General features: G+C 28.5%; 16 protein-coding genes and 1 other RNA gene. 7 read left to right on the forward strand and 10 right to left on the reverse strand.

Going from position 1 to position 23114, the window contains the following annotated elements:
• Positions 1 to 11: 11 nt before the first annotated feature.
• Positions 12 to 2144 carry a DUF8693 domain-containing protein gene (locus ACW9UN_RS03605; RefSeq protein WP_459483949.1) on the reverse strand — a complete coding sequence of 711 codons (2133 nt, stop codon included), beginning with the start codon at positions 2142 to 2144 and terminating at the stop codon, positions 12 to 14.
• Between the two features lie 319 nt (positions 2145 to 2463).
• On the opposite strand from ACW9UN_RS03605, the gene kdsA reads away from it, so the two are divergent.
• Positions 2464 to 3282, forward strand: a complete 819-nt coding sequence (gene kdsA, locus ACW9UN_RS03610; RefSeq protein WP_459483951.1) for a 3-deoxy-8-phosphooctulonate synthase — start codon at positions 2464 to 2466, stop codon at positions 3280 to 3282.
• 261 nt (positions 3283 to 3543) lie between these two features.
• Positions 3544 to 4500 (forward strand): transglutaminase domain-containing protein, encoded by a 957-nt coding sequence (locus ACW9UN_RS03615; RefSeq protein WP_459483953.1) that lies wholly within the window; start codon positions 3544 to 3546, stop codon positions 4498 to 4500.
• 83 nt (positions 4501 to 4583) lie between these two features.
• Here ACW9UN_RS03615 and ACW9UN_RS03620 read toward each other — a convergent pair whose 3' ends face one another.
• Positions 4584 to 4955 carry a DUF1801 domain-containing protein gene (locus ACW9UN_RS03620; protein ID WP_459483955.1) on the reverse strand — a complete coding sequence of 124 codons (372 nt, stop codon included), beginning with the start codon at positions 4953 to 4955 and terminating at the stop codon, positions 4584 to 4586.
• A 139-nt stretch (positions 4956 to 5094) separates the two neighbouring features.
• Here ACW9UN_RS03620 and ACW9UN_RS03625 point away from each other — a divergent pair, with 139 nt between their 5' ends.
• A complete protein-coding gene (locus ACW9UN_RS03625) occupies positions 5095 to 5550 on the forward strand; it encodes a hypothetical protein (protein ID WP_459483957.1) in 456 nt (151 codons plus the stop codon).
• A gap of 48 nt (positions 5551 to 5598) precedes the next feature.
• On the opposite strand, the gene ACW9UN_RS03630 is transcribed toward ACW9UN_RS03625, so the two are convergent.
• Positions 5599 to 5835, reverse strand: a complete 237-nt coding sequence (locus ACW9UN_RS03630; RefSeq protein ID WP_459483958.1) for a DUF3820 family protein — start codon at positions 5833 to 5835, stop codon at positions 5599 to 5601.
• Positions 5822 to 7030, reverse strand: coding sequence for an NAD(P)-dependent oxidoreductase (locus tag ACW9UN_RS03635; protein ID WP_459483959.1), 1209 nt, complete (start codon positions 7028 to 7030; stop codon positions 5822 to 5824). Before ACW9UN_RS03635 ends, ACW9UN_RS03630 begins: the two co-directional genes overlap by 14 nt.
• Positions 7031 to 7381: 351 nt before the next feature.
• On the opposite strand from ACW9UN_RS03635, the gene ssrA reads away from it, so the two are divergent.
• Positions 7382 to 7776, forward strand: a transfer-messenger RNA (tmRNA) gene (gene ssrA / locus ACW9UN_RS03640).
• Between the two features lie 163 nt (positions 7777 to 7939).
• Here the strand turns inward: ssrA and ACW9UN_RS03645 are convergent.
• The 3 genes from ACW9UN_RS03645 to ACW9UN_RS03655 form a co-directional block, all read right to left on the reverse strand.
• Positions 7940 to 9940 carry an LruC domain-containing protein gene (locus ACW9UN_RS03645; RefSeq protein ID WP_459483960.1) on the reverse strand — a complete coding sequence of 667 codons (2001 nt, stop codon included), beginning with the start codon at positions 9938 to 9940 and terminating at the stop codon, positions 7940 to 7942.
• A gap of 920 nt (positions 9941 to 10860) precedes the next feature.
• Positions 10861 to 11352 carry a hypothetical protein gene (locus ACW9UN_RS03650; protein WP_459483962.1) on the reverse strand — a complete coding sequence of 164 codons (492 nt, stop codon included), beginning with the start codon at positions 11350 to 11352 and terminating at the stop codon, positions 10861 to 10863.
• Positions 11353 to 12153: 801 nt separating this feature from the next.
• Positions 12154 to 12537 carry an HU family DNA-binding protein gene (locus ACW9UN_RS03655; RefSeq protein ID WP_459483963.1) on the reverse strand — a complete coding sequence of 128 codons (384 nt, stop codon included), beginning with the start codon at positions 12535 to 12537 and terminating at the stop codon, positions 12154 to 12156.
• A gap of 780 nt (positions 12538 to 13317) precedes the next feature.
• Here ACW9UN_RS03655 and ACW9UN_RS03660 point away from each other — a divergent pair.
• Together ACW9UN_RS03660 and ACW9UN_RS03665 are read left to right on the forward strand one after the other, a co-directional pair.
• Positions 13318 to 15057 (forward strand): hypothetical protein, encoded by a 1740-nt coding sequence (locus ACW9UN_RS03660; protein WP_459483964.1) that lies wholly within the window; start codon positions 13318 to 13320, stop codon positions 15055 to 15057.
• A gap of 12 nt (positions 15058 to 15069) precedes the next feature.
• Complete coding sequence (locus ACW9UN_RS03665; protein WP_459483967.1) at positions 15070 to 16050, forward strand: HNH endonuclease; 981 nt, start codon at positions 15070 to 15072, stop codon at positions 16048 to 16050.
• A 46-nt stretch (positions 16051 to 16096) separates the two neighbouring features.
• Here ACW9UN_RS03665 and ACW9UN_RS03670 read toward each other — a convergent pair whose 3' ends face one another.
• Genes ACW9UN_RS03670 through ACW9UN_RS03680 form a run of 3 tightly spaced genes read right to left on the reverse strand, consistent with a single transcriptional unit; the run spans position 16097 to position 21299 of the window.
• Positions 16097 to 17236: a phosphoadenosine phosphosulfate reductase domain-containing protein gene (locus ACW9UN_RS03670; RefSeq protein ID WP_459483968.1), complete on the reverse strand. Its 1140-nt coding sequence runs from the start codon at positions 17234 to 17236 to the stop codon at positions 16097 to 16099.
• Positions 17237 to 17263: 27 nt separating this feature from the next.
• Positions 17264 to 20461 carry a hypothetical protein gene (locus ACW9UN_RS03675; protein ID WP_459483971.1) on the reverse strand — a complete coding sequence of 1066 codons (3198 nt, stop codon included), beginning with the start codon at positions 20459 to 20461 and terminating at the stop codon, positions 17264 to 17266.
• Positions 20454 to 21299, reverse strand: coding sequence for a DUF4007 family protein (locus ACW9UN_RS03680; protein WP_459483972.1), 846 nt, complete (start codon positions 21297 to 21299; stop codon positions 20454 to 20456). Before ACW9UN_RS03680 ends, ACW9UN_RS03675 begins: the two co-directional genes overlap by 8 nt.
• Before the next feature lie 734 nt (positions 21300 to 22033).
• Here ACW9UN_RS03680 and ACW9UN_RS03685 point away from each other — a divergent pair.
• Entirely contained in the window at positions 22034 to 23110 is a 1077-nt protein-coding gene (locus ACW9UN_RS03685; protein ID WP_459483973.1) for a glycosyltransferase, read from the forward strand.
• Positions 23111 to 23114: the final 4 nt, after the last annotated feature.

The raw sequence follows: 23114 nt of genomic DNA on the forward strand, positions 1-23114 counted from the left end.
CATATTAGAAATTATTCTAAAATTATTTTTTTATTTGATGATCCCTCTGAAGTATTTAACTTAACAATGTAAATACCTGATGATAAAACAGGTACCCCAACATTAAAACCATTACTAGAAGTAAACCTCTTAGTTATAATTTGCTTTCCTAGCATATTGTAAATAGATACAGAACCTGTAGATTGATTTATACCTGTAACCGTAAGACTTCGATTATTTAGAAAAACTCTAGCACCTGTTAATTTAGAGTTATTTGTAGATAATACATTTTGCGAAGAGGTTCTTAGAAAAAATCTTCCTGAATTATCAACATTTTCAGATAATTTTACTTTAAAACTTGACTCTGTTACATTTGTAAATGTGTTTGTAAGTCTATCTTCTAAGAAAACGCTAATTCCTTTTGGTAAATTTTTACTAATTGCAGCGATTTCAATTACTCCTTTTGATGCTTTAATACCTAAAGGGACAACTATATCTTCAAAATTAGCTTTTGGCAAAGACTGTCTTTCAATTTTAGATTTATTATCTCCTGAAACTAAATTCGAATAAATTTCTAAATCATAGGTTACCCCCGTAAACATAGATGCATCAAAACCATTATCAAAATTTACTGAAGCTCCATCTAAGTAATATAAATCTGTACTAAAGGCTTTATTATTTTGCATAATTGATAAACTTATTTCTATTCTATCATTTGCATTTTTTAAGAAAGAATCTGATTTATGACTTCGATTGGCTACATTAAAAGTAACTTTATTATCTGCAGCATTTCCAGAACTCACAAAAAATCCTTGACCAGGTGCTATTTCAAAAGATCCGTCTAATGCAGAAGTTTTTGAAACATATCCTCCCATATCTACTCCGTTTTTGTTTTCATCCCAAATCCAAATCGTTTCTTCTGTTAACCTATCAGCTGCATTGTTATCAGTAAAAAAAGTACCTAAATTTAAATACGCAGTAAAAGGATTTCCAACAAAGTTAAAGTTATTTGTGCTTTGACTTATTGTTGGCTCTACATTTGTTCCTACATAAGTCCCTGTCATTAACAAATTACTATTTGCTGCTCCATTATTTATTTTAGCAATTAAACCTGTACCGGAAGCTATGACGTCACTACTAGAGGTTGTAAAGTAATTCCAAGCAGAACCATCATTTGCATATGTAGCCAAACCAATTCTATCTCCTCCAGAACCGGCTGCAAAATTATTTTCTGCTTGCAGAGTTGTAACAGTTGCTCCTGCAACAGGAGCTGAAACAGAATACCAAGCATTGCTTAAATCTGCATCTTTTGTTAGTGTTCTCTTATACGTTATATTACCAGTAGAAGTACCGTGAACAATTAAAGAACCACCATCTTCTATAATTAAAGAAGCTCCAGAATCTACAGTTAACCTCTCTATAACTACACCTGATGTACTACTTATAACTGGATTATTAGATGTTCCTGAAGGAATTGTAACAAAGTCATTAATTAAAGGTACAGTTCCTCTAGACCAATTAGATGCTGTATTCCAATCAGAAGTAGTTCCTATCCAAGTGTTAATTAAAGGATTCGTATCATGTAGTACAATATTGTCTATGTATCCAAAAGCAGAAGTACTTAACAATTGACCTGAAGGTGTGTTGTTAAACCCCATGTCTGGATGAAATAAAATCTTATACATGGTACCCGTTGTAAAACTATGCACCCCATCACCATCTGTTTTCACTTCAAAAACAATTCTTTGCCAAGTATTCGACTCACTTGCATTATACTCGTTTAAAGCTCTAGTAATCATAGCATTTCCCCCATTATCACTTTCTCCAGCTGAAGTTCTTACTCCAATATCTGGTTGAGCTGCATAGTAGACTAGCATACTTAAATATTTAGTATCTGTTGGTGCTGCTGCAATTGCTATGTCTGGAACCACATCGATAGTTGCAAAAGCCCACCAAGCTGTGGAACCAGATGCTCTACCTATTTTAAGACTATTAGCAGAGGTATTTAACCCAGAAATACTTGGATTTGCTTCTGTTGATAATGTTAAGTTACCACCTTGTATTGTAACAGCTTCATCCCCTGGTTCAAAATTATTTATGTCAGTTTGACTATACATGTATAAAGAACAGTACATAAATAAGAAAAACATAGTTTTTTTCATCATTATAATAAATTTTAAAAGTTTGTTAAAACTACTACTTTCTGTTACTGAATGAATAGACATTTATTTTCAATACATAGACAATATTACCTTTTTTAAACACTATATTAACTTATAGTCACTTATTTTTGAAAAATTCATTTTTTTTAGATGTCTTTTTTATGGTTTTAAAACAAATACTTAATTCAAGTAAAAATTATTCATTTTTAATTTAATAGCTAATCAAAACCCTTTAAATAATTAAACTAAACTGCGTGTTTTATAAATTACTAGTATTTACTGTTAGGTAAATTAATTTCTTATTTTTGTGCAAATTTTACCAATGATATTATCTGAAATTCCGAATATAAAACATACAACTGCAAATAATTTCTTTTTGCTTTGTGGTCCTTGTGCCATTGAAGGCGAAGAAATGGCGTTAAGAATTGCTGAAAAAGTAATTACAATTACTGATAAATTAGAAATACCTTACATTTTTAAAGGGAGTTTTAAAAAAGCAAACCGAAGTAGAATTGATAGTTTTACAGGAATTGGAGATGAAAAAGCATTAAAGATTTTACGTAAAGTTTCAGAAACTTTTAATGTACCTACAGTTACAGATATTCACGAAGTTACTGATGCTGCAAAGGCTGCAGAATATGTAGATGTTTTGCAAATTCCTGCGTTTTTAGTACGCCAAACAGATTTGGTAGTTGCTGCTGCAAAAACAGGAAAAGTGGTCAACTTAAAAAAAGGACAATTTATGAGTCCTGCAGCCATGAAACACGCTGTGCAAAAAGTAAAAGATGCTGGTAACCACAAAGCTTGGATTACTGATAGAGGTACCATGTTTGGTTACCAAGATATGATTGTAGATTTTAGAGGAATTCCTGAAATGCGCGAATTTGCACCTACTGTTTTAGATGTAACCCATTCTTTACAACAACCAAATCAAACTGCAGGTGTTACAGGTGGAAGACCAGAAATGATAGAAACTATTGCAAGAGCTGGAGTGGTAAATAATGTTGATGGTTTATTTATAGAAACCCATTTTGACCCTGCAAACGCAAAATCTGATGGTGCAAATATGTTACATTTAGACAATTTAGAAGGTCTTCTAAGTAATTTGGTTGCCATTCGAAAAACGATTAATAATTTATAAATACAATTTATTTTAAAATAGTTTTTGGGCGTTTTAACAGGCTTTCGCTACTCGCTTTTTTTCTGAAAAAGAAAAAAGAGCTCAAACAGACCGCTCAATCCTTAACGCGCTCACTCAATTCCACAAAACAGAAATATATATCCTGCAAGGTTTCCAAAACCTTGTAGGTTTTCTGTTTTTAAGAATAAATACCTTTAAGATTTTGGAAACCTTGCAGAAAAGGCACAATATTTGGTTTACAAAATTGTTTAATCATTTATAATGAAACAATTACTATTTTTTCTTTTAATGTCTGCAGCTACTTTTTCTCAAGATTTTGAAAAAGTTGATGCCAAAGTTTTACAATATCCACGATTTTCTAAGGTTGATGATTTAGCCAATAAAATTGAAAGCGATTTTTCTTCGGATGTTGATAAAGTAAGAGCCGCTTTTTTTTGGTTAGCAAAAAACATTAGATATAATTTAAAAGAATATTACAATCCTAGGCAACGTTATTATCGTTTTAGTTATACAACTGAAACCGAAAAACAACAAAAATTACAAGCGGTTAAAGACAAATTAATTGCAGATGCATTCAGAAATAAAACTGGAGTTTGCGAAGAATATGCGCAATCGTTTAAAAAAATATGCGATTTATTAAATATTGAAGCAGCCGTAATAAAAGGCAATGTTAAAAGTGATGCCAGAGAAATTGGCAAAGTACAAAACTCCACAAATCACGCTTGGAATGCTGTAAAACTTAATGGTAATTGGATTATTTTAGATGCAACTTGGGCTGCTGGTTACGAATATAATGGCAAATGGATACGAAAATTTAACAACTACTTTTTTAATATGCCAAAGCAAAAAATGTTTAAAACACATTATCCTGATAACAATCTTTGGGTATTGCGTTTTGGTAGAATGAGCATTCAAGAGTTTTATAATCAACCAATTTATAGTCAGACTTTTTTGAGTTTACAAGCTGAATTAATTGCACCAAAAACAGGAATTATCAACTTAAAATCATCAGAAAACATCACGTTAAAATTTAAAAATCTAGATACAACCTCACTGATTATTTACAATTTTAAAGGGCATAAATATGCGCAAAAACCCACTATACAGACAACAAACGGAATAACTACACTAACTTTAAAAAACCCAAATAGAAATACAGATTTGGTTTTGTTCATCAACAAAGAAGATGCTTTGCATTTTAAGGTTAGGGTACAATAATATTGCTTGATTTACACTACTTGTTTTAAACAAAACCTTTCAGGTTTTAAAAACCTGAAAGGTAAATTATATTAAAATATTTTCTAAGTTCTTTTATAAAATCCTTTGTCTTTTAGTTGATGCGCTTCGTCTAGAACTGTTCGTAAAATTTCTTCATTGATATCTTCTAGCTTAAAATATCTTAACGATTTTACTACTTTTCTGTTTTCCGAAATTAAGTACTCATTATACTTTGTTAAGTGTGCAGAAACCCAAAAAACTACATCTACATAACCTTTCTTTTTAGACGGATTTAAATAGCAAAAAGGTCTATCATTTAAATAATAAAAGGGAATTTTCCATTTAAATTGCAAGTCTACTTCAGGAAAAGAACCTTCAATTAAAATCTGCAAATGCATTAACATAGATTTGAAGGGTTCTGGCTGATTTAAAATGTATTCTTCTGCAGGTTTCATTTTGTTGTATATTTGCCCAATTTAAATATTTATGGAGAAACAAAATCATATTCAGCCAAATTTTTCTTTACAAGGTTATTCAAGTATTTTAATAGGCATCTATTTTTTGTGCGCTACATTTTTAATAAAAAAATTAATAATGGGCTTTTTAGTTGATGGGAATCCTTTAGGTGCTTTATCTCCTCAAATTATAGAAATTCTTATTCTTACCATAATCTTTATAACTTTTATTTTCTCTTCTGTAACCCTATTTTTCAACGGAAAATCAAAATCAAAAAAATTAGAATATAAACTATGGAATGCTACAACAAAGACTATTTTATGGAAATATCTGTTGAGTTTTATTGTTATTTTCTTAGTACTTTCTTATCTAATATTCTTTAATTACAGTGATTATTTAGCACCCTTTTTCTTGTTATTATATGCTGTAACCCTACTCTTTTTAAAACTTAAAAACAGTAAAAATCTTTTTATTTTAGCAGGTGTTTCTTTGTTTTTAGCAATAATTTGTTTCTTAATTCCTAATTATTGGTATTCATCACTCTTAATTTTAGGAATTGCCCATATAACTTATGGTTTGGTGGTTAAAGACTAAATTTCAAACTTTTATACATCACTAAAATTTAGCTACTTATATAAAAAATCAAGTATTATCATTTTTTATTTTTCTGATGATATCTTCTAATCCATTTAATTTTACTTCATAAATACTTGCCATTTGTAAGCCTAATTTACCTTTAGGAAAGCCTTGATTCTTAAACCAAACCAAATAATGTTCGGGTAAATCTATTAAATATCGATTTTTAAACTGACCAAAAGGCATTTTCGCTTTAGCTAAATCTAATAAGAATTGCTGATTCTGAAAATTATTCTCTTCCATCAACATAATCTTGTAAATAAGAAAATCGTTGGGTTAGTTTTCCGTTTTCTGTCATTTTTGCTCTTGCTAAAACTCCATCTTTATCATTATTTAAAAAAGCAGGAATTACATTTTTCAGAAACATTTCTCCAAAACCTTCACTTGCGTCTTTTGGCAATTCGCAAGGTAAATTATCTACAGCCATAACTACAATTGCGTTTTCATCTGTATAATCTATTTCAGATTCAGTGGCTGGATTATAACCATAAATTGGGTTTGCTATAGTTGATGCTCTTAGGGTTGATGCAACAGGACCATCAACATCACAAGAAATATCTGCTACAAATTTTATATTAAAACCTTTCGATTTTGCATCTTCTCTGGTAAACAAATAAGGAGCTCCATTACCATAAAAATGACCAGCAATAAAGAAATCTGACACTTTTGCAAAACGCATAAAATCTGATTCGTAATTTTCTGGATGATTGTAAAAATCGAAATTATCAATTACTTTTCCGTCTTTTCTTTTATTGTAATCTAAAACATCAGCCAAACAATACACAGGTTCATCATAGGTGTTTTCTAAATACTCGTTAACAGAAACCTCTATAATATGTATTGCATCCAACATTTCTTTGGCTCCATAAGCCACTTTTCCATTACCCGTTAAAAGAATTTTAAAATTTTTAGGTAGTGTTATTTTTTTTAATTCAGAAATCAATTCTTTTTGAGAATCTAAAGTTTCTGCCTTTGGCAAATTAAAAGTTTTATTTTTTAAACCAATTGCTCTAAAACCATTGTAAGCACCAACAATACCTGCATAACGTCCGAAACCAATTAAACGCATTCCGTTTTCTTTTACAATCGTTTCATGATCGTACAATTCTATGTTTTTTTCTAAAATTGCTTTGAGCAAATCTCTATTGTAAGGTTGTTTTTTGATGGTATGACTAAAGAAAAAATATTTTTTATTCGGAATTAAAGCATCAATAGGCACTTCTTTTACTCCTAATAAAACATCACAATCTGACATATTATCAGTTACTTCTACTCCTACATTTTTGTATGCTTCATCAGAAAAAACTCGAATATTAGAAGATTCTACTTTAATTTCTGCTGTAGCAAACTGATTTTTAAATTCTTGCAACTTCTCTGGTGAAAACACGACTCTTCTATCAGGTGGATTTTTACGTTCTTTAATGATGCCAAACTTCATAATAAATGTTTTTAAAGGTTACTGAAACTACTGTTGTAAAAGATGGTATAATATTTGTTCGAAGATATTAGATTTTAAAGAGATTAGCAATTGTATTTTTTATACTTTTGCAAATCGCGTTAAGGATTGAATGATTTGTTTGAGTTCTTTTATGTAATGATAATGGAATAAAAAACGAGTAGTGAAAGCCTGACTTTATCGCCAAATGCTTTTGGCGAAAAGTAACGCCCAAATTTATATCATTTTTAAAATGATGATATAGTTCTTTGAAAAAATAGAATGAGATTTGAGACTCTGAAACAAGTTCAGGGTTAATTTGATTACGCTAAACAAGTTTAGCTATCTCATTAAGGGGACGACTGGTTTTGACAGCAAGGTCAGTGAATTGGTAAGCATATCGAGTTATGAAATAACACTCGTTAAACCTAATTTCAACTTTATAAACGGCGAAGATAACTACGCTTTAGCTGCCTAATCTGAATTATAGTAAGATTAAGCCTCGGCTCACAAGGTGAGCAAGCTTTATGTCCACGAAAAGCCTTGGTTTATGGCGTTTCATTTTTGGGCATCGTAAAAATAAACATAGAAAACTTAACGCTTTGGTAAGTTTTCGAAACTAAAAAAGCTAAGTTAAAAGTGGGTTGTTCTTAATCAGCTTTTAAACGAAAATCAACTAAGAACTAAATATGTAGAAAGCTTTTTGGCTGCTTGTTTGGACCCGAGTTCGATTCTCGGCGTCTCCACTTTTAACCCTGTAAATATTTCATTTACAGGGTTTTAATATTTATATAAAATAACTAATTGTAAATTATGTTATTTTTTTAAAACTTAAAAAGAAAAGATTCTGAAGAAATATCTTCAGAATCTTTTCTTTTATTTAATAAAATATAATCTACTTATTTGTTAAAATTATTTATCAATAAGTTCTTCATTTCTATTTCCTGCTGAATCTTTGTACCAATCTTTATAATCTGTCCCTCCAGATTCTGCCCAAAGACTAAAGTAATTATAAGCCTCTGTAACTGCTACTTTTTCTTTTGGTACTTTAAAATCGTGAATGATACTTATTGCCCAAGGATATCCTGTATCTGAAATATAGTTGCCATCTGCATCTCTATTTGTTCCACTAAAAGTAGTGCTTTTATCACCTAAACTTGTAGCGCTCATATAAGGTAAATGAATTTCTTTTTCTCTTTCCATGTTTACAATTAAGAAAGGATTAAAAGGTGCAACTCCTAATTTTTCTGTGCTTATTGGTGCTGTAAATCTTATGATTATTTTAGTTTCATTTAAAATATTATCAACATCATCAGCTAAAATAATTACAGCTTTATCTTGGTTTGCTTCAGTACCATTTTGGTTTAAGCTTATAAAGTTTTGCGATAAAACTGAACCAGTTACACTCTCTATATCAGAAGGTGATAAGTTATCGATTTGAAACCCTATACCATTTGTAAAACCTGCTCCATTAGCTTTAATATTACATGTAAATTCTAATTCAACAGCCATATTATCTGAATTTAATTTAGCAATTGCTTGATAAGTTAAAGCTGCATCGTTAAAATCGTAATCTCCAGTTGTTGGCCATAAATCTTCAAAAGCAATTGTACCTTGACCGTATTTACTAGGTGTAAAATACTCGAATGCAATTTCTTCATCTTCAGGGTACGCATCATCTACATCTGGAATACCATCTCCATCTGTATCTGTATCATTTACATCATCAGATATTACACGAAAAGTAGTTAAATCGTTAATTGTTCTTCCAAAATCTGAATCGTTATTTGCATTAGGCCCATATTTATATGCCCAGCCACCAGTTTGTGTATCCATTATAATTAAATTACTGCTAGACCCATTATTTGCAAGCCATAACTCTTGGTTTGAATCAAAAGTCATTGAGGTTGGTGAAAAAGGCAAGCTGTCTGCACTTATTCTTGTACTTTGATATGTATTATTGGCATCCAATTCTAAACGATATAATCCTGAAAAAGTACATAAAAATAAGGTACCATCTTCGGCAAAAGCTAAATCGCCTCCTGCAGTACTATCTAAACCTTCAATATTCCATGTATTTAACTTTGCTCCAGTTGCAGGATTAAAAGTATACAACTTGCCGTTTTTAGAAAAATAAAGCAATCCGTCATTGGTATTATAATCTAATCTAGGACCTCCTATTCCTAAATTTGCCACAGTTTCCCAGCTATCATTTTCAATTGAATATTTCATTAAAGGAAAAGGGTTCGATCTTCCAATAGAATATAATACTTTATTTTCTTGATCAATAGCGCAAGTATAGCTACCCATTGGCATTTGAGATAAATCAGTAAGTAAACCTGTTACAGGATCTACTTGAAATAATTGAGCAGAACCATTTACACAATATAAATAATCTGTTGTACTTTTTAATTCACTCGATTTTACTGATTTTTTAGCTTCAGCAGCATTAAAATTTACCTCTTGGTTTATAATATCTTTTATACTAGAAGTAAATTGCAAGTTCTCATTTCTACGAATTAAAACTTTATTGTAAAACTTAGGCAGATTTATTGTTTGCTCTAAAGAACCATTTTTTGCTACACCAGAGAAAATTAACTTTTCTAATACATCTGACTTATAAACCGTTTCTGTAACAGTTTCTCCATATTCATTTTCATAGGTTTCTAAACCTGCATCATACAATTCATCTGTGTATGCATAAATATCATACTTTGCATAATTTCCATTATCAGTTATATTAATTTTAACATCATGAGCGGTGCTAAAATCAAAACCATCTGGTATAGATAGTACTTCTCCTAGTTCTTCTTCTAAAATATCATCTGATACTTCAGGTTCATCGAAACCACAGCTGTTTAATAACAATAAAATAAAGGCGTATCTCAAAAGAGAGGATAGTGAGGGATTCATATTTTGGGGACTTTTATGAGTTAAATTCATCGTAATTTACAAAATATTAGGTTATTATTAACAATGCTCTTCGAAAATGTGTTTCTGAGATTGTTGTGTATTTCTTTCATCTATAATACAATACAAATATAAGTGCATACAGAAGTCATAAATTAAAAAATAGGTGACTTCATTTTTGTTGTCGATAAATGGATGCTAGCTAATGGTGAATGTGAAAAGGGTTGATACTTTTTTAAGGCACACAACCAAAAGTTTGCTTTGATCTCAAAATTTTTAAAAATCAACACTCAACCAATCTATGATATACTTCACTTTTGTCTGGTTTCTATTATAATTTTATGTTCTATAGTAAACTATATATTGACTTGAGTTTTTTTTACACCTACTGTTCAAAGCTTTATATTGTATGTTGTTATTAATGTTTTTTGTAAACAAAATTCTAAATTTTATATCTATTTATAATCCAACATCAATACTGATGATTTTTTTGATTATTTTAAAATCCTCTTTAACTTAAAAAAACTCGGTACATCAATTGATTAGACCTATTCAATGAGCTGCCAATTTTATAAAATCTCCTAATTTTCTACCAAACAAAAGCACTACATCAAAAGGAAAGAAAAGATAAACAAGTAAAAAAGGGCATAGCAGTTAAAGCGTCAGAAAGTATTCTTTTTTTTTGCGATTACATTTTTACCTGAAATCTCACTACTTAATACACCAATGAATGATGGAGTTTAAAATCCTAAAAAATAAAAAAAGAGGCCTCTGAAAAGTAGATTTATAGGTCATAAAGTTGAAATATATATAATTGATTACTTACAAATACGATTTTTCTACTACAATAGAAATGACAGGTTTTGATACTTTTCTGACAACCTCTTTTTAACTTAACCAAACAACTAACTTACTATTGAATTTTAAACTCTATTTATTTTTAATAATTTATTGGTAGCTCTAATGTAGCTGTTATAAATTACTTCGTATTTTATCAATTTTGTAAAATCATAAGAAGATGAATTTGCACTTTCCTTTATTTTATCTCCATTTTTTAGTGCTATCCATTTATTATTAGCAATTTCTCCATGGCTTTTAATCATGGCGTCTTTATGATGTGGTACTAAAATATGACCATTGGTTAATGCCTTTTTTGCTCCAGAAACTCGATCTACCATAAATACCTCAGCTTTAATTTCAGAAAAACCACGGTACTTTTTTATAATTTCTGTATCTACATAAAACAGTACTGCATTAGATGGTCTGCAACCTAATTCTTGTTTTGAGAGCAAGGCTACCACATTTATTTCTGCTAAGTTCACAGCTGATTTTACTGTTTTACTTTTTAATTTAGCAAAAGAAAAAATTGCGATTAAAAGGATGGCTAGGGCTGCTGTTTTTTGTATTGACTTCATATCTAGGGTATTAATTATTTAAGAACACTACAAATTTAAAAGTTTTATGGCGTGCAACAGAATAAGTTCGATTAAAGCGGCTAAAGTTTAGACGAATAAATAAACAGCTTCGCTAAGCATCATTTTTAAAAAAGCAATGGCAATAAAAGATCAAAAAGTAGGATCATCTATTTTGTAAACAGAAAAACTCCTGACGCTATCCGATTCTTAAAGAATTGATATACATCCATTTATTTTATCAATCTTAAAAAAAATAGTGCGCAGAAAGTTTTATTAAAAACTGTAAACTTTTTCGAATCAATACCTACACTGCGGTTAAAAATGAATTCATAAGTATTTAAAAGATGAGTTTCTAAAGTAGATCTTATATTTACAACATTATAATAGTAAAAGAAAGCAGCATTATCTCTAAACACTTGTTTTTAAGAGAGAACTGATAGTTTGTAAATATATCCGAAATAAAAACACAGTATTTTATTGTAAATTATTACATATTTTTAGTCCATTGAGCGCCTGATTACCATAATTTTTCGAATAATCACTAGTAAATATAGTTCAATTTTGGGTAAATCTTTACAAATGTCCTTTTAAAAGTAACCTTATAAAATTTATTAGTTACTTTTTTAAAAAGTTACCATACTTTTAGATAGAAGTTACCATACTTTTGGTAAAAAGAAACGTTACTTTTAGGTGAAAGTTACCATACTTTTACAAAAAGAAACCTTTCTTTTTTTCGGTTTGCCCATAAAAAAACCTCAATAGCCAAGCTATTGAGGTTTTGTAAAAACAACTATTAAAAATTTATACGGTAGTAAAGCCTAAAGTTTTAATATTAATGGCATTTTTAACCCTTTTATCGGGTCTAAAATTAATATGCACATTTTTAACAATACTAGGATTAAACTCTTCTGGCGTTGCTACACCTTCTGAAGTTACCCCAATTTGAAAAGAACCCAACTTGTCTAATTTTACAATTTTACCTTGTTTTAGTTCGTCTAAAATATTGTGTAATAAAGAAAGTATTACAGCATAACAATCTCCTTCTCTTACCGTACTTTGGTTAGACACCAAAAACGCTAATCTTTCTAGATCTGTTTTGCCATTTGCTACGGCTTTTGCATAAAATTTATTCTCTTCTAATCTGTTTTGCGGATTAGGACGCTCTATTGAAACTAATGATATCATCGTTAAAAAATTTAAAATTTAAAAAAATACTTCTTATAAAATTTTTAAGCGGTTTATAAGAAAACCTCTTTTGCGTTTCTAAAAAACTCAGCAAAGCGTTGCCAATACCCTAAACGACTTGAAAGGAGATTACTTTAAAATAATAGACATTTTTTTAAAGGAGTTGCAAAAAGAAAACTTAAATCATACTTACCCAAACGCAGTCTGTGGTACTGCTTTAAAAATTAACATTTTTTGTTTGGTAAGCTATAAGAAGTATTGTAATTTTAAACACCACATTTAAACAACACTTTTCTTATAGTGTTACCAATTATAAAAGTCTTAAAAGCCACAGCTGATAAGACTTTTTACGTATGTAAATATAAGATTTTTAAATTTTATATTTTGGCAGTTTTGGCCTACAGTTATTCACAGCAAACCACAATTTATTGATTTTTAGCACCTTAAAGAAATATCAACAATAAAAAGTGAATAACTTCTGCAAATTTTATTAATAAAACCACTCATTTTAAAGGCTTTAGCCGTGAAAATGTGAGTAGTTGCCTCTCATTTTCATATATACATCCACTACTTTCTTCTTATACTTGGACTATAGATGTTTTAATTTTTAATATATAGCGAGTTCTTCTCTTTTATACCTATGAATACAGAAACATGCATTTAAACTTTTAATCAAGATCATGAATCACCTATAAAATATTCTAATCATTATTTTGAAAGTATTAGAAACCCAAAATCAATAATTATTTCATTAAATTTGTGTGTAAACATTGCTAATTTATGAATAAAGAAAAACTATCAGAATTATTCTTCGCTATTTTTAATTCAAAAGACGAAAATGAACTTCAAGTTATTATTGATTATAATCATAATATTTTCGAAAACCAAAACTGGAAACCACTTGGAAACAACAAAAGCAATTATGGTGTTGTCAAAAATCAACAATCTAATCCCATAGCTGCACTTATTGAAAAAACAACGAACTCGATAGATGCTTTATTAACTAAAAAATGTTGGGAATTAGGTATTGATCCTAAATCTGATATTGCACCGAAATCAATGGATGAAGCCATTGAAACTTTTTACCCTAATAATAATTGGGATTTAAGAGAATTTAGAAAAGCACAAGCCGAAGAAATTCAAATTATTGCTGATGGAAAAGGTCCAAGAAATCAAAAAAAACAATATCCAACTTCTGTAATTATTTATGATAATGGAGAAGGTCAACACCCAGAAAATTTTGAAGACACATTTTTATCGCTTCTTAGAGGGAATAAAAATAATGTTCATTTTGTACAAGGTAAATACAATATGGGAGGAAGTGGTGCTATCGTTTTTTGTGGAAAAAAAAGATATCAACTCATTGCATCTAAAAGATTTGATAATACAGGAGATTTTGGATTTACACTTATAAGAGAACACCCAAAAACAGAAAATGACCAAGCTAAAGAAACTTGGTATGAGTATTTATTAATAGATGGTAAAATACCATCCTTTCCTATAGAAACTCTTGATTTAGGCTTAGAAAATAGACAATTTAAAACAGGAACAGTAATTAAAATGTACTCTTATCAGTTTCCTAAAGGATATTCTGGTTTTGCACAAGATTTAAACCAAAGTATTAATGAGTTTCTATTCAGTCCTGCATTACCAATGTTGACCAAAGATACTAAAGAAAGGTATCCTAACAATAAAGTGATATCAAATGATCTCTTTGGATTGAAAAGAAGATTACTCAAAGAAGAAGATACTTATATTGACCAACAATTTTCTGAAAATTATAATGATGAACTGTTTGGTAAAATGAAAGTTTCTTGCTTTGTATTTAAGGTAAAAGTAAAAGACTTTGATTTAAAGAAAACAAAGGACGAAATAGGAAGAAGATACTTTAAAAATGGAATGAATGTAATGTTTTCTATGAACGGACAAGTTCACGGTTTTTATACTTCTGAGTTTATTACAAGGTCTCTAAAACTTAACCTACTTAAGAATCATTTATTAATTCACGTAGATTGTACTGATATGAAGTATGAGTTCCGTAAAGAATTATTTATGGCTTCTAGAGATCGATTAAAAGATGGAGAAGAAACCCAACAATTAAGGCGTTATTTAGCAACCAAATTAAGTGCTAAAGATGGAAGGTTAAGTGAAATTCAAAAGTTTAGAAAACAAGCTGTTAATATTGACACTTCAACAAACACAAATCAACTACTCAAAAATTTCACAAAGAATTTACCTTTAAATTCTGATTTAATGAAGTTGTTAGGCGATACTTTTAAACTCGATTTGAAAAAAGAGAAAAAGGATACAAAAGGCAGTAAAAAATCTGAGCATAAAAAAGAAGAGATTCCCTTCGTACCTCAACGTTACCCTTCTCAATTTAAAATAAACTCAAAAGCTAAAGGGGATACAGAAGTTGCGAAAATTCCTTTAAATGTAGAAAAAACAATACGTTTTAACACCAATTATGAGAATGATTACTTTACAAAAAATAACGATTACGGAAAAAATGTAGCTTAATAAGTGAAAATTATGGATGAAAAAATAATTTATAAATATGTTGATTATTTTAAAAATTTAAGGAGAAGTAGCAATAAACTTTTGGGAAAAGCACCACATAAACCCATTTTATTATTGTCAATAATGTTGCTAATAAAAAAAGGCTTTATAACAAGCAACAGAATTTATATCAATGCTGATTTACTTTTATCTTTTAAAAATAACTGGAATAAATTAGTAGAAACAAAACATACCTGTAAATTTTATCTACCTTTTTTTCATTTGAGAAGTGAACCATTCTGGTTTTTAGTATCAAAAAATGGCAAGTCGCTTGAATTGACAAGTTCTAATAGTGTCAAAAGTTTTAAAAGCTTAAATGAAACAGTTGCTTTTGCTGAAATCGATAAAGAATTATTTCAACTCTTAAGTGATGAAAAGTCTTTAGCGTTTTTTATAGAATTATTAGTGGATTTATATTTTCCTAATCAAAAATCTAATTTTCTTTTAAACGAGGGTAATGATATAGAAAGTAATATTCAAAATCAAATATTAAAAGAGGATGGTGAAACTTATCAAAAATTAATTACTGAGTTAAAGTTCAACCTTTCTGACGATGAATATGAAGAAGAAATATTCGTTAGAGGTGGTTTATTTAAAAGAACAATACCTAAATTATACAATTATACTTGCTGTATATCAGAAATGAGAATTGAATCCTTATCAAATATTCAAATGGTAGACGCTTGTCATATAATCCCTTTTAGTATTTCAAAAGACGATACAATTACAAATGGTTTGTCATTATCTCCTAATTTGCATCGAGCTTTTGATAGAGGACTTATAACTATAAATAAGAATTATATTGTACGAGTTTCTCCAATTATTATAGAAAATAAAAGTCCATATTCAATTTCACAATTTGATGGAAAGCAGATAATTCTCCCAGAAAATGATAAATATTATCCCTCACCAATTTCTTTAGATTGGCATAATAAAGAATATTATAGAATTTAATATTGGTAAAATCAAATAATGATTTTTAAAACATTTTTTAAGATAATTAAACAAAACAAGCAGTACAAGCATCACTTTCAGTGTCATCTAAAATATCTAATAAAAATTTAGAATCTTTAGATTTTTCTCTGTTTAAACGCTTTAAATGATTTAATTTAATTTCTTTTATTCTTTCAGGTTGCATTAGTTCTTTTAAAGATTCGTTAGGAATCCAAGTAAACATTTCCTTTTCGTTTTCATACGTCATAGCTTCTTTAAACTTTTCAGGATGTTGTTCATACAACCAAACCCATTCTATCTTTTGTTGAAAAAAACAGAAATAACAACCAGATCTACTTCTAGCATATTCGCCCTTTTGCCCATCAACTTCATATTCAACTTTATTGTAATATTCAGGAACTCCAACACCACTTTCTCGTAAAATTCTAAAGATATCGTCTCTTACCAAATTGTCTTCATTTTCTAGTAAAGGGAAATTTTCTTCAAAAGACAAAGGATAACTCGTTGTTTTTAAATATTGGAACACAATTTTATTGTACTCAGTAATTCCGAATTTTAATAAACCGTCTAATTTTTCTTTAACAATTCTTTCTTTTTCTAATCGATAATTTCTGTTAAAAGAAATTGGACTAGAAAAAATACTATTAATTTTATCTAATGTATTACCATTAAAATATTGGCTGTAATAGTCTAATAATTGGGCTTGATTTTCTGGGTGAAATATTTTGTATAATACATCCTGACTCCAAATGTTTTTTCTAAAAGGAAAAATAGATTGAATGGTGTCTTTCTTTGATATATAACCTTCACGTTGTTCATCTCCTCTAATACCAACATAAGAAGCAGTTGGGCTATCGCCCACAAAATTCTCAAAAGGCTTTAATTTCATTAAAGATGTACACCACCTTGCTTGTGGAGAAGGCAAGTATCCTCTAAAAGATTTAAAATGAAAATCAAAAGGATCTTCATTGGTGCTTTCTATTTTCTCATCCTCTAAACGATTTACTTTAACGCCAAGATAACTTTCTAAATTTTCTATTAATTGGTAGGTTTCATCTAACTCTTTACCTGTATCTGTAAAATAGTAATCAAACTCCATATTTGGATGCTTGTCTTTCAGGTAAATTGCCAATGCAGCACTATCTTTACCTCCAGAAATTCCCAAAACGTGTTTTATGTTACTCACGGTCTAACTCTTTTCTTAAAAACTTTTTTAAGCTACAATTCTTAACTTTTTATCATCAGTTAACGTATTTTCTATCTCTAAAATTGATTTTTCAATTTTAGTATTTTGTTGTTTAGAAATACGAATTAAGTGTTTTTGCAATCCATTTTTTTGCGAAGTAAAATCTACTTTATAAACTTCTTCTTTTCCTTCATCAAATATAACATTATTTATTTCAGAAAAATTATCTAATTCATTAACCAGATGACTTAGCTTATCTTTTAGTATTTTTTCTTCTTTATCTGTAATGTTATTTAAAGATTTACCCAATATAGCAAAACAAATTGAAATTAACCAACTGTTTCTATCATCTAAATTAGAATTGACACGAAGCATAAATGTTTTTTGACTTGGCAAAAACTGATGTTCTTTTAAAGCAGAGAAACGTTTTTGTAGCATAGTTTTATATTCTGGGAATTGAGCTTTTACTCCTAAGACTTCTTGTGTTAAATATTTTTCAAAACGATTTAACAACTCATCAAAAGAATTTTTAATTTCTAAAATGGTCTTTTGGAAGTTTAAAATATATTCATCGAAAAGCTGTTCACTTTCAATTAAATTTTTAATTTCATAACCCAATGCTTTTGGGAATTCCTCAAAGAATATTTTTTCAGGATCTTTTGCCTGAGAAATGGCTTCTCTTAAATTTAAAGCTTCCTTACTTAATTTTTCTGTTTTCTGAGAATATGGTGTTAATCCTTTATAAAGTACTAAAAATGGTCTAATACTTTCAATAAAAGATTCATTGGAAAAACTAGTTTTATTTTCTTGATTCAGATAACTACGATATTTATTGAACATATTCAATCGCAGATTATTCAATTCAAATGATTTAACAGAATACTGCTTCGGGTTTCTATTCATTAAATACAGAACAGTCTCATTTAAATAAGGAATGTACCCACCTCTTTCATCATACAAAGCAAAATCTCCTTTTTTAGCAAATAGAAATGTAGGAATTAAAAAACCTATAACACCTTGCTTTAATTTAAAAGGCTTCTCACTTAAAATATTAATAAGTTCTGTAATAGTTTTTGTTTCTGTTTTTGCACTTTCTAGAAACAACTCACAAGCCTCCCAAACTTTTAAAAAATTTTCATTTTCTGCATTTGGTTTGGTCAATACATAATTACCATCTTGTAAATGATGAATTCCTTTATTTTTTATCAAGCTCCAATAAATAGTTTTATCAGACGGGAATTTATCACTTGGATATCCAAAGTCTTTTTCTGACCAATTATTAACTAATCTATTTAAATAGGATTTTCTGGCACTGTTAATAGCACCTGAGACTTTATGCTTATTTATCAACTCCATATTAATATTTGGAGTTAAAGGATAAATTCTAAAACAAATTTCGGAAAGAAACTTATTTAATTTCTTTTTACTGTTTAGTTTTATTTTTTTACCATCAAAAAACCATTGAATCTTATCAGAGTATAATGAATTTAACACATAATGATTTAAAAGTGCCTTTTGACTATTGATAATAGTGTTTAATTCCTCTTTCGCAAACTTATCATCATTTTCAATAGTAGCTAAAACTTGTTCTGTTTTTATGATATCAACTAATGTTTTTCTTATGGTTGATGTATTTTTATACAACCCATATAGTATTGCAACGTTTTTACCTGAAGTTTGCTCTTCGAGGTTTTTAATTGTAATATTTTCATTAAAAACCAAATTAATAAAGCCATCTATTTCATTAACTGGCTTTTGAAAAGTAGGTTTTTCTGAAATTACAAATTCAAACAAACGTGGAGTTCCAGTTTCATAAAAAGCTTTTTTTGCTGTAATAATAGGAAACTCAAAAGCTTCTTTTAACCTAGGAACTATATCTATAGAAGTATCTATTGAACTTTCTATTTTTGAAATGGCATCTTCAATATCTAAATCTGTACCTCCTAAAAGTTTATAGGATTTATTGAATTGATTAAACCTTATAATTCTAAATTTATCTAGAAAATCAATTCCCTTTCTTACTTCTTTGGCATTATATTCTAAAGAAAAATAAGCTATCAAAAAATCATCATTAATACTAGCTCCTTTACTTGCAAATAAATTAATTAAACCAACTGTTTTGATTATTTTTATGACCATTACCTGATTAGAGTCTGAAATAGACTCTGCTCTTTCAATAGCGTCTCTTATTAGCGCCCATTGAGAATAATCTGGATTACGTTTGCTAACCAAATTGGCATACATATTCACAAATAAATAATCGTATACTTTTGCTACATCAAATAATTCATTCTTTTTTATGCTGTCTAAACCTAAATGATCTGAGGCCTGTAAAAAGGTAAATAAAGACCTTTCATTCTGTCCATATTTTTGTAATGATTTGGTTAAAATTGCAGCAGAGAAAACATCTAAAGGGAATAAGTTATTACCTATTTTTTTTAAATAGTTTTTATCTAAAGAGAAACAATGATGTTTTTCATTTAAAGAAATTAAGTTTTTTAAATAAACGTTGTTTTTCTCTATACTTACATATTTTTCTCTAAGAAATTTTGATGCTAATAATAATAATTGCTCTACAGGCTCATTAAAAGTAATTTCGTTAAATCTACCTTTAACCTTTTTCCATTCATTCCTTTGAGAAATACTTAAATGAAGTGAGTAAGCATCAATAGCTTGATGTACAGAAGTTATAAGTATAATGTTTCGATTAGCATCATTTACAAATTCTGCAAGTTGCTGAATAAAATACATCTCCTTTTCAGGATTATATTTAGATGCATATTCTAAAAACTTACCAAATTCATCGATACAAATAACTAATACTCCTTCATTATCTTTAATTGTTTCATATTTCTGATAAATACAATCAAAAATTTCTTGATTTCCTTTTAAATTATTTTTGATTAAAAAGTAATTTTTAAAAAAATCAATAAGTGAATTAAATTCACCAACGATATTTATAAATTCAGTTTGACTAAATTGTTTACTAGGGAAATTAAAATAGTTTAGATTTTCTGCACTTGATATACTTTTATTAAAAGCCCATAAAAAAGAAGATTTACCTGTTCCATAAGAACCAATTAAGTTAAAACTGTGTATCCCTTTTTTAAATTCGTTTACTATAAAATTTGCAATCCTTGTAGTATTATCACTAGCTATATAATCAAAAGTTTTATCTTGATCTCTTAAAATATTAATAGATGTTGATTGCTTTAGCTTATTCATAATATTCTTTTAATATTTGAAAAGAATTAGGTTTCTCTTTTTTGAATTGTAATTCTTTTATACCTGCTTCATTTGAATATATTATGTATGGGTATTTTTCTGATATCTCAATTAACTTCTTTTCAAGTTGGTTATTATTAAATGCAAAAATATTACCCACACTATTAAAATCACTATATAAGTCTTTAAAGCTAATTGACAGTCCGTAATTCTTATTCTCTAAAATAATGAATAGGATTAATTCTATCGCTATATTTTTATTATTAGATATAGAAAACTTTGATGTTCCTTCTTTCTTTTTTACCTCGTGTATTAATTCTAAATCAGAAAAAATCCCAGAAAAACTATCTTCTTTATTCTTACTATCTTTTGAATGATAGGTTCTTAAAAACACCGAATAATCTTTAGATAATGTATTTTGATTTATTGATGAATCTAATTCTTCAATATAAGTTATGAAATTACTTTTATCAAACTCAGGTTTTAGTTTTCTAAAACTGTTAAAGATAATTGAATAGACAGACGAATAGTTTGTAACTATTAGATAATAATGTAAAAGCCATAAAGAAGTTTCATCTTCCAAATATTTATCATACCCTACATTTTCATCAAATAGAAAGTTAGCAAATTCAGTCGTCTTTTCTGTCTTTAAGTCAATAATTCCAAAAGCCTTTAGCCAAAACCTAATAGAACTCACCATATTTCTACCAACTCCTAAATCAATACAAGCTTCATCTATAAACTTTCCATCATTCTCTACAAAATCATATCCTTTTTTCAACCACATACTTTTGCAGTGAAAAGTCTCATGACCTGAAAAAACCAACTTTTCATTCATTCTTAATATATTTTTTGTAAAAGTACAATTTTGATACTACAAAATAATAAAGTATTCCCAGAACAACTGTGTTTTGAAATCACTATTTAAACTTAACCTTTTGAAATAGTTTGATGAAATCAATTCTGTTTCTTTGCAACAAATAAAGGTCCTAACTTCAACAAAATCTGATATTTAACATTTCAAAATAGTACACTAAAAAAATGATAATAAGTACAAAGTAATGAGGTCTAATTTGATTAATAAATTAAGTCATAAGATAATCTTTAAAAATACTGCAAATACTATAAAAAACACTTTTCTACACAGCGTTAAGTAAACATATAAATATCAGCATCCTATTGTTTCATTTATTTTTTTTAGTTCTAAAAAAGCAGCTTTTTATAATTTATCATAATTCATAAAAACACAAATTTAATTAATGGTATCTGCATAAAAAAACACGTTTAGAATTAACGCTATTAAAATCAGAATAGAAATATGGCTAGTATTTTTTTTTAGTGATGCTGGAGTTTTTACAAAAAATTACGGAAATTATTTTTGTGTTTTTTAAAGTAAATGAAACCGTACTTCTTAATTATTTGTTAAAATGATTTTTTTTTGCAAGCTTATTAAAAATACAACGTCTAACATAAAGTGATGAGTTTTTACTTATCATTCTTTTTCATAGCAATTTTTCCCACTTCTTATCTAAGAAGTGGGTTTTTGTTTTATATTGCAACAAAAGTTATGGTTTGAAAATAATTGTTTCAGTCACAAACGACTTAACTACCGATCAAAGAGTACATAAAGTTTGTACTACTTTACATAATAATGGGTTTGATGTTTTACTGATTGGCCGTCAACTAAAAAATAGTGTTGCCCTAAAAAGAAGCTACAACACCCTAAGACTGCAATTACTTTTTACTAAAGGCTTTCTGTTCTATGCTGAATTTAATCTGAGATTATTCTTTGTGCTAATCTTTAAAAAGAAACATATTTTATTATCTAATGATTTAGATACTTTACTGCCAAATTTTTTAGTGAGTAAAATACAGCGTAAAAAAATTGTTTACGACAGTCACGAATTATTCCCAGAAGTACCAGAATTGGTAAATCGTCCTCTTGTAAAAAAAACTTGGGAAAAGTTAGAATCTTTTTTACTACCTAAAATTAAAAACTCATATACCGTTTGCGATAGCATTAAAAATTATTACAATAAAAAATACAAAACAAACTTTATCACAATAAAAAACTTACCATTACAAAAAAGTATTCAACCAGAAAACGAACTGTTACAAACAAAAGGTAAAAATACAATTATTTATCAAGGTGCTTTAAATGTAGGCAGAGGTTTAGATTTGATGATAGAAACGATGACATATATGGATGATACTTTACTTGTAATTATTGGTGATGGTGATATTTCTCATCAACTAAAACATAAAGCACAAGAGTTATCCTTAGAAAAAAAAGTGATTTTTATGGGAAAAATAGCACCTAAAAAACTTGCTACAATTACACCCAATGCTAACGTTGGCATTAGCTTTGAAGAAGATTTAGGCTTAAATTATAGATTTGCGTTACCCAATAAAATTTTCGATTATATTCAAGCAGAAGTGCCTATTTTGGTATCGAATCTACCTGAAATGAAACAGGTTGTCAATGAATTTAATGTCGGAGAAGTTTTAACTAGTAGAAAACCAGAACAAATAGCAAATCAATTAAAGAATATGCTTCAAAAAGACTTTTCTACTCAACTCAAAACAGCAAAATCTGTATTAATTTGGGAACACCAAGAAGAAAAACTACTTCGTATTTTTAAAGCATAATGCT

The organism is Polaribacter litoreus, assembly GCF_054584775.1.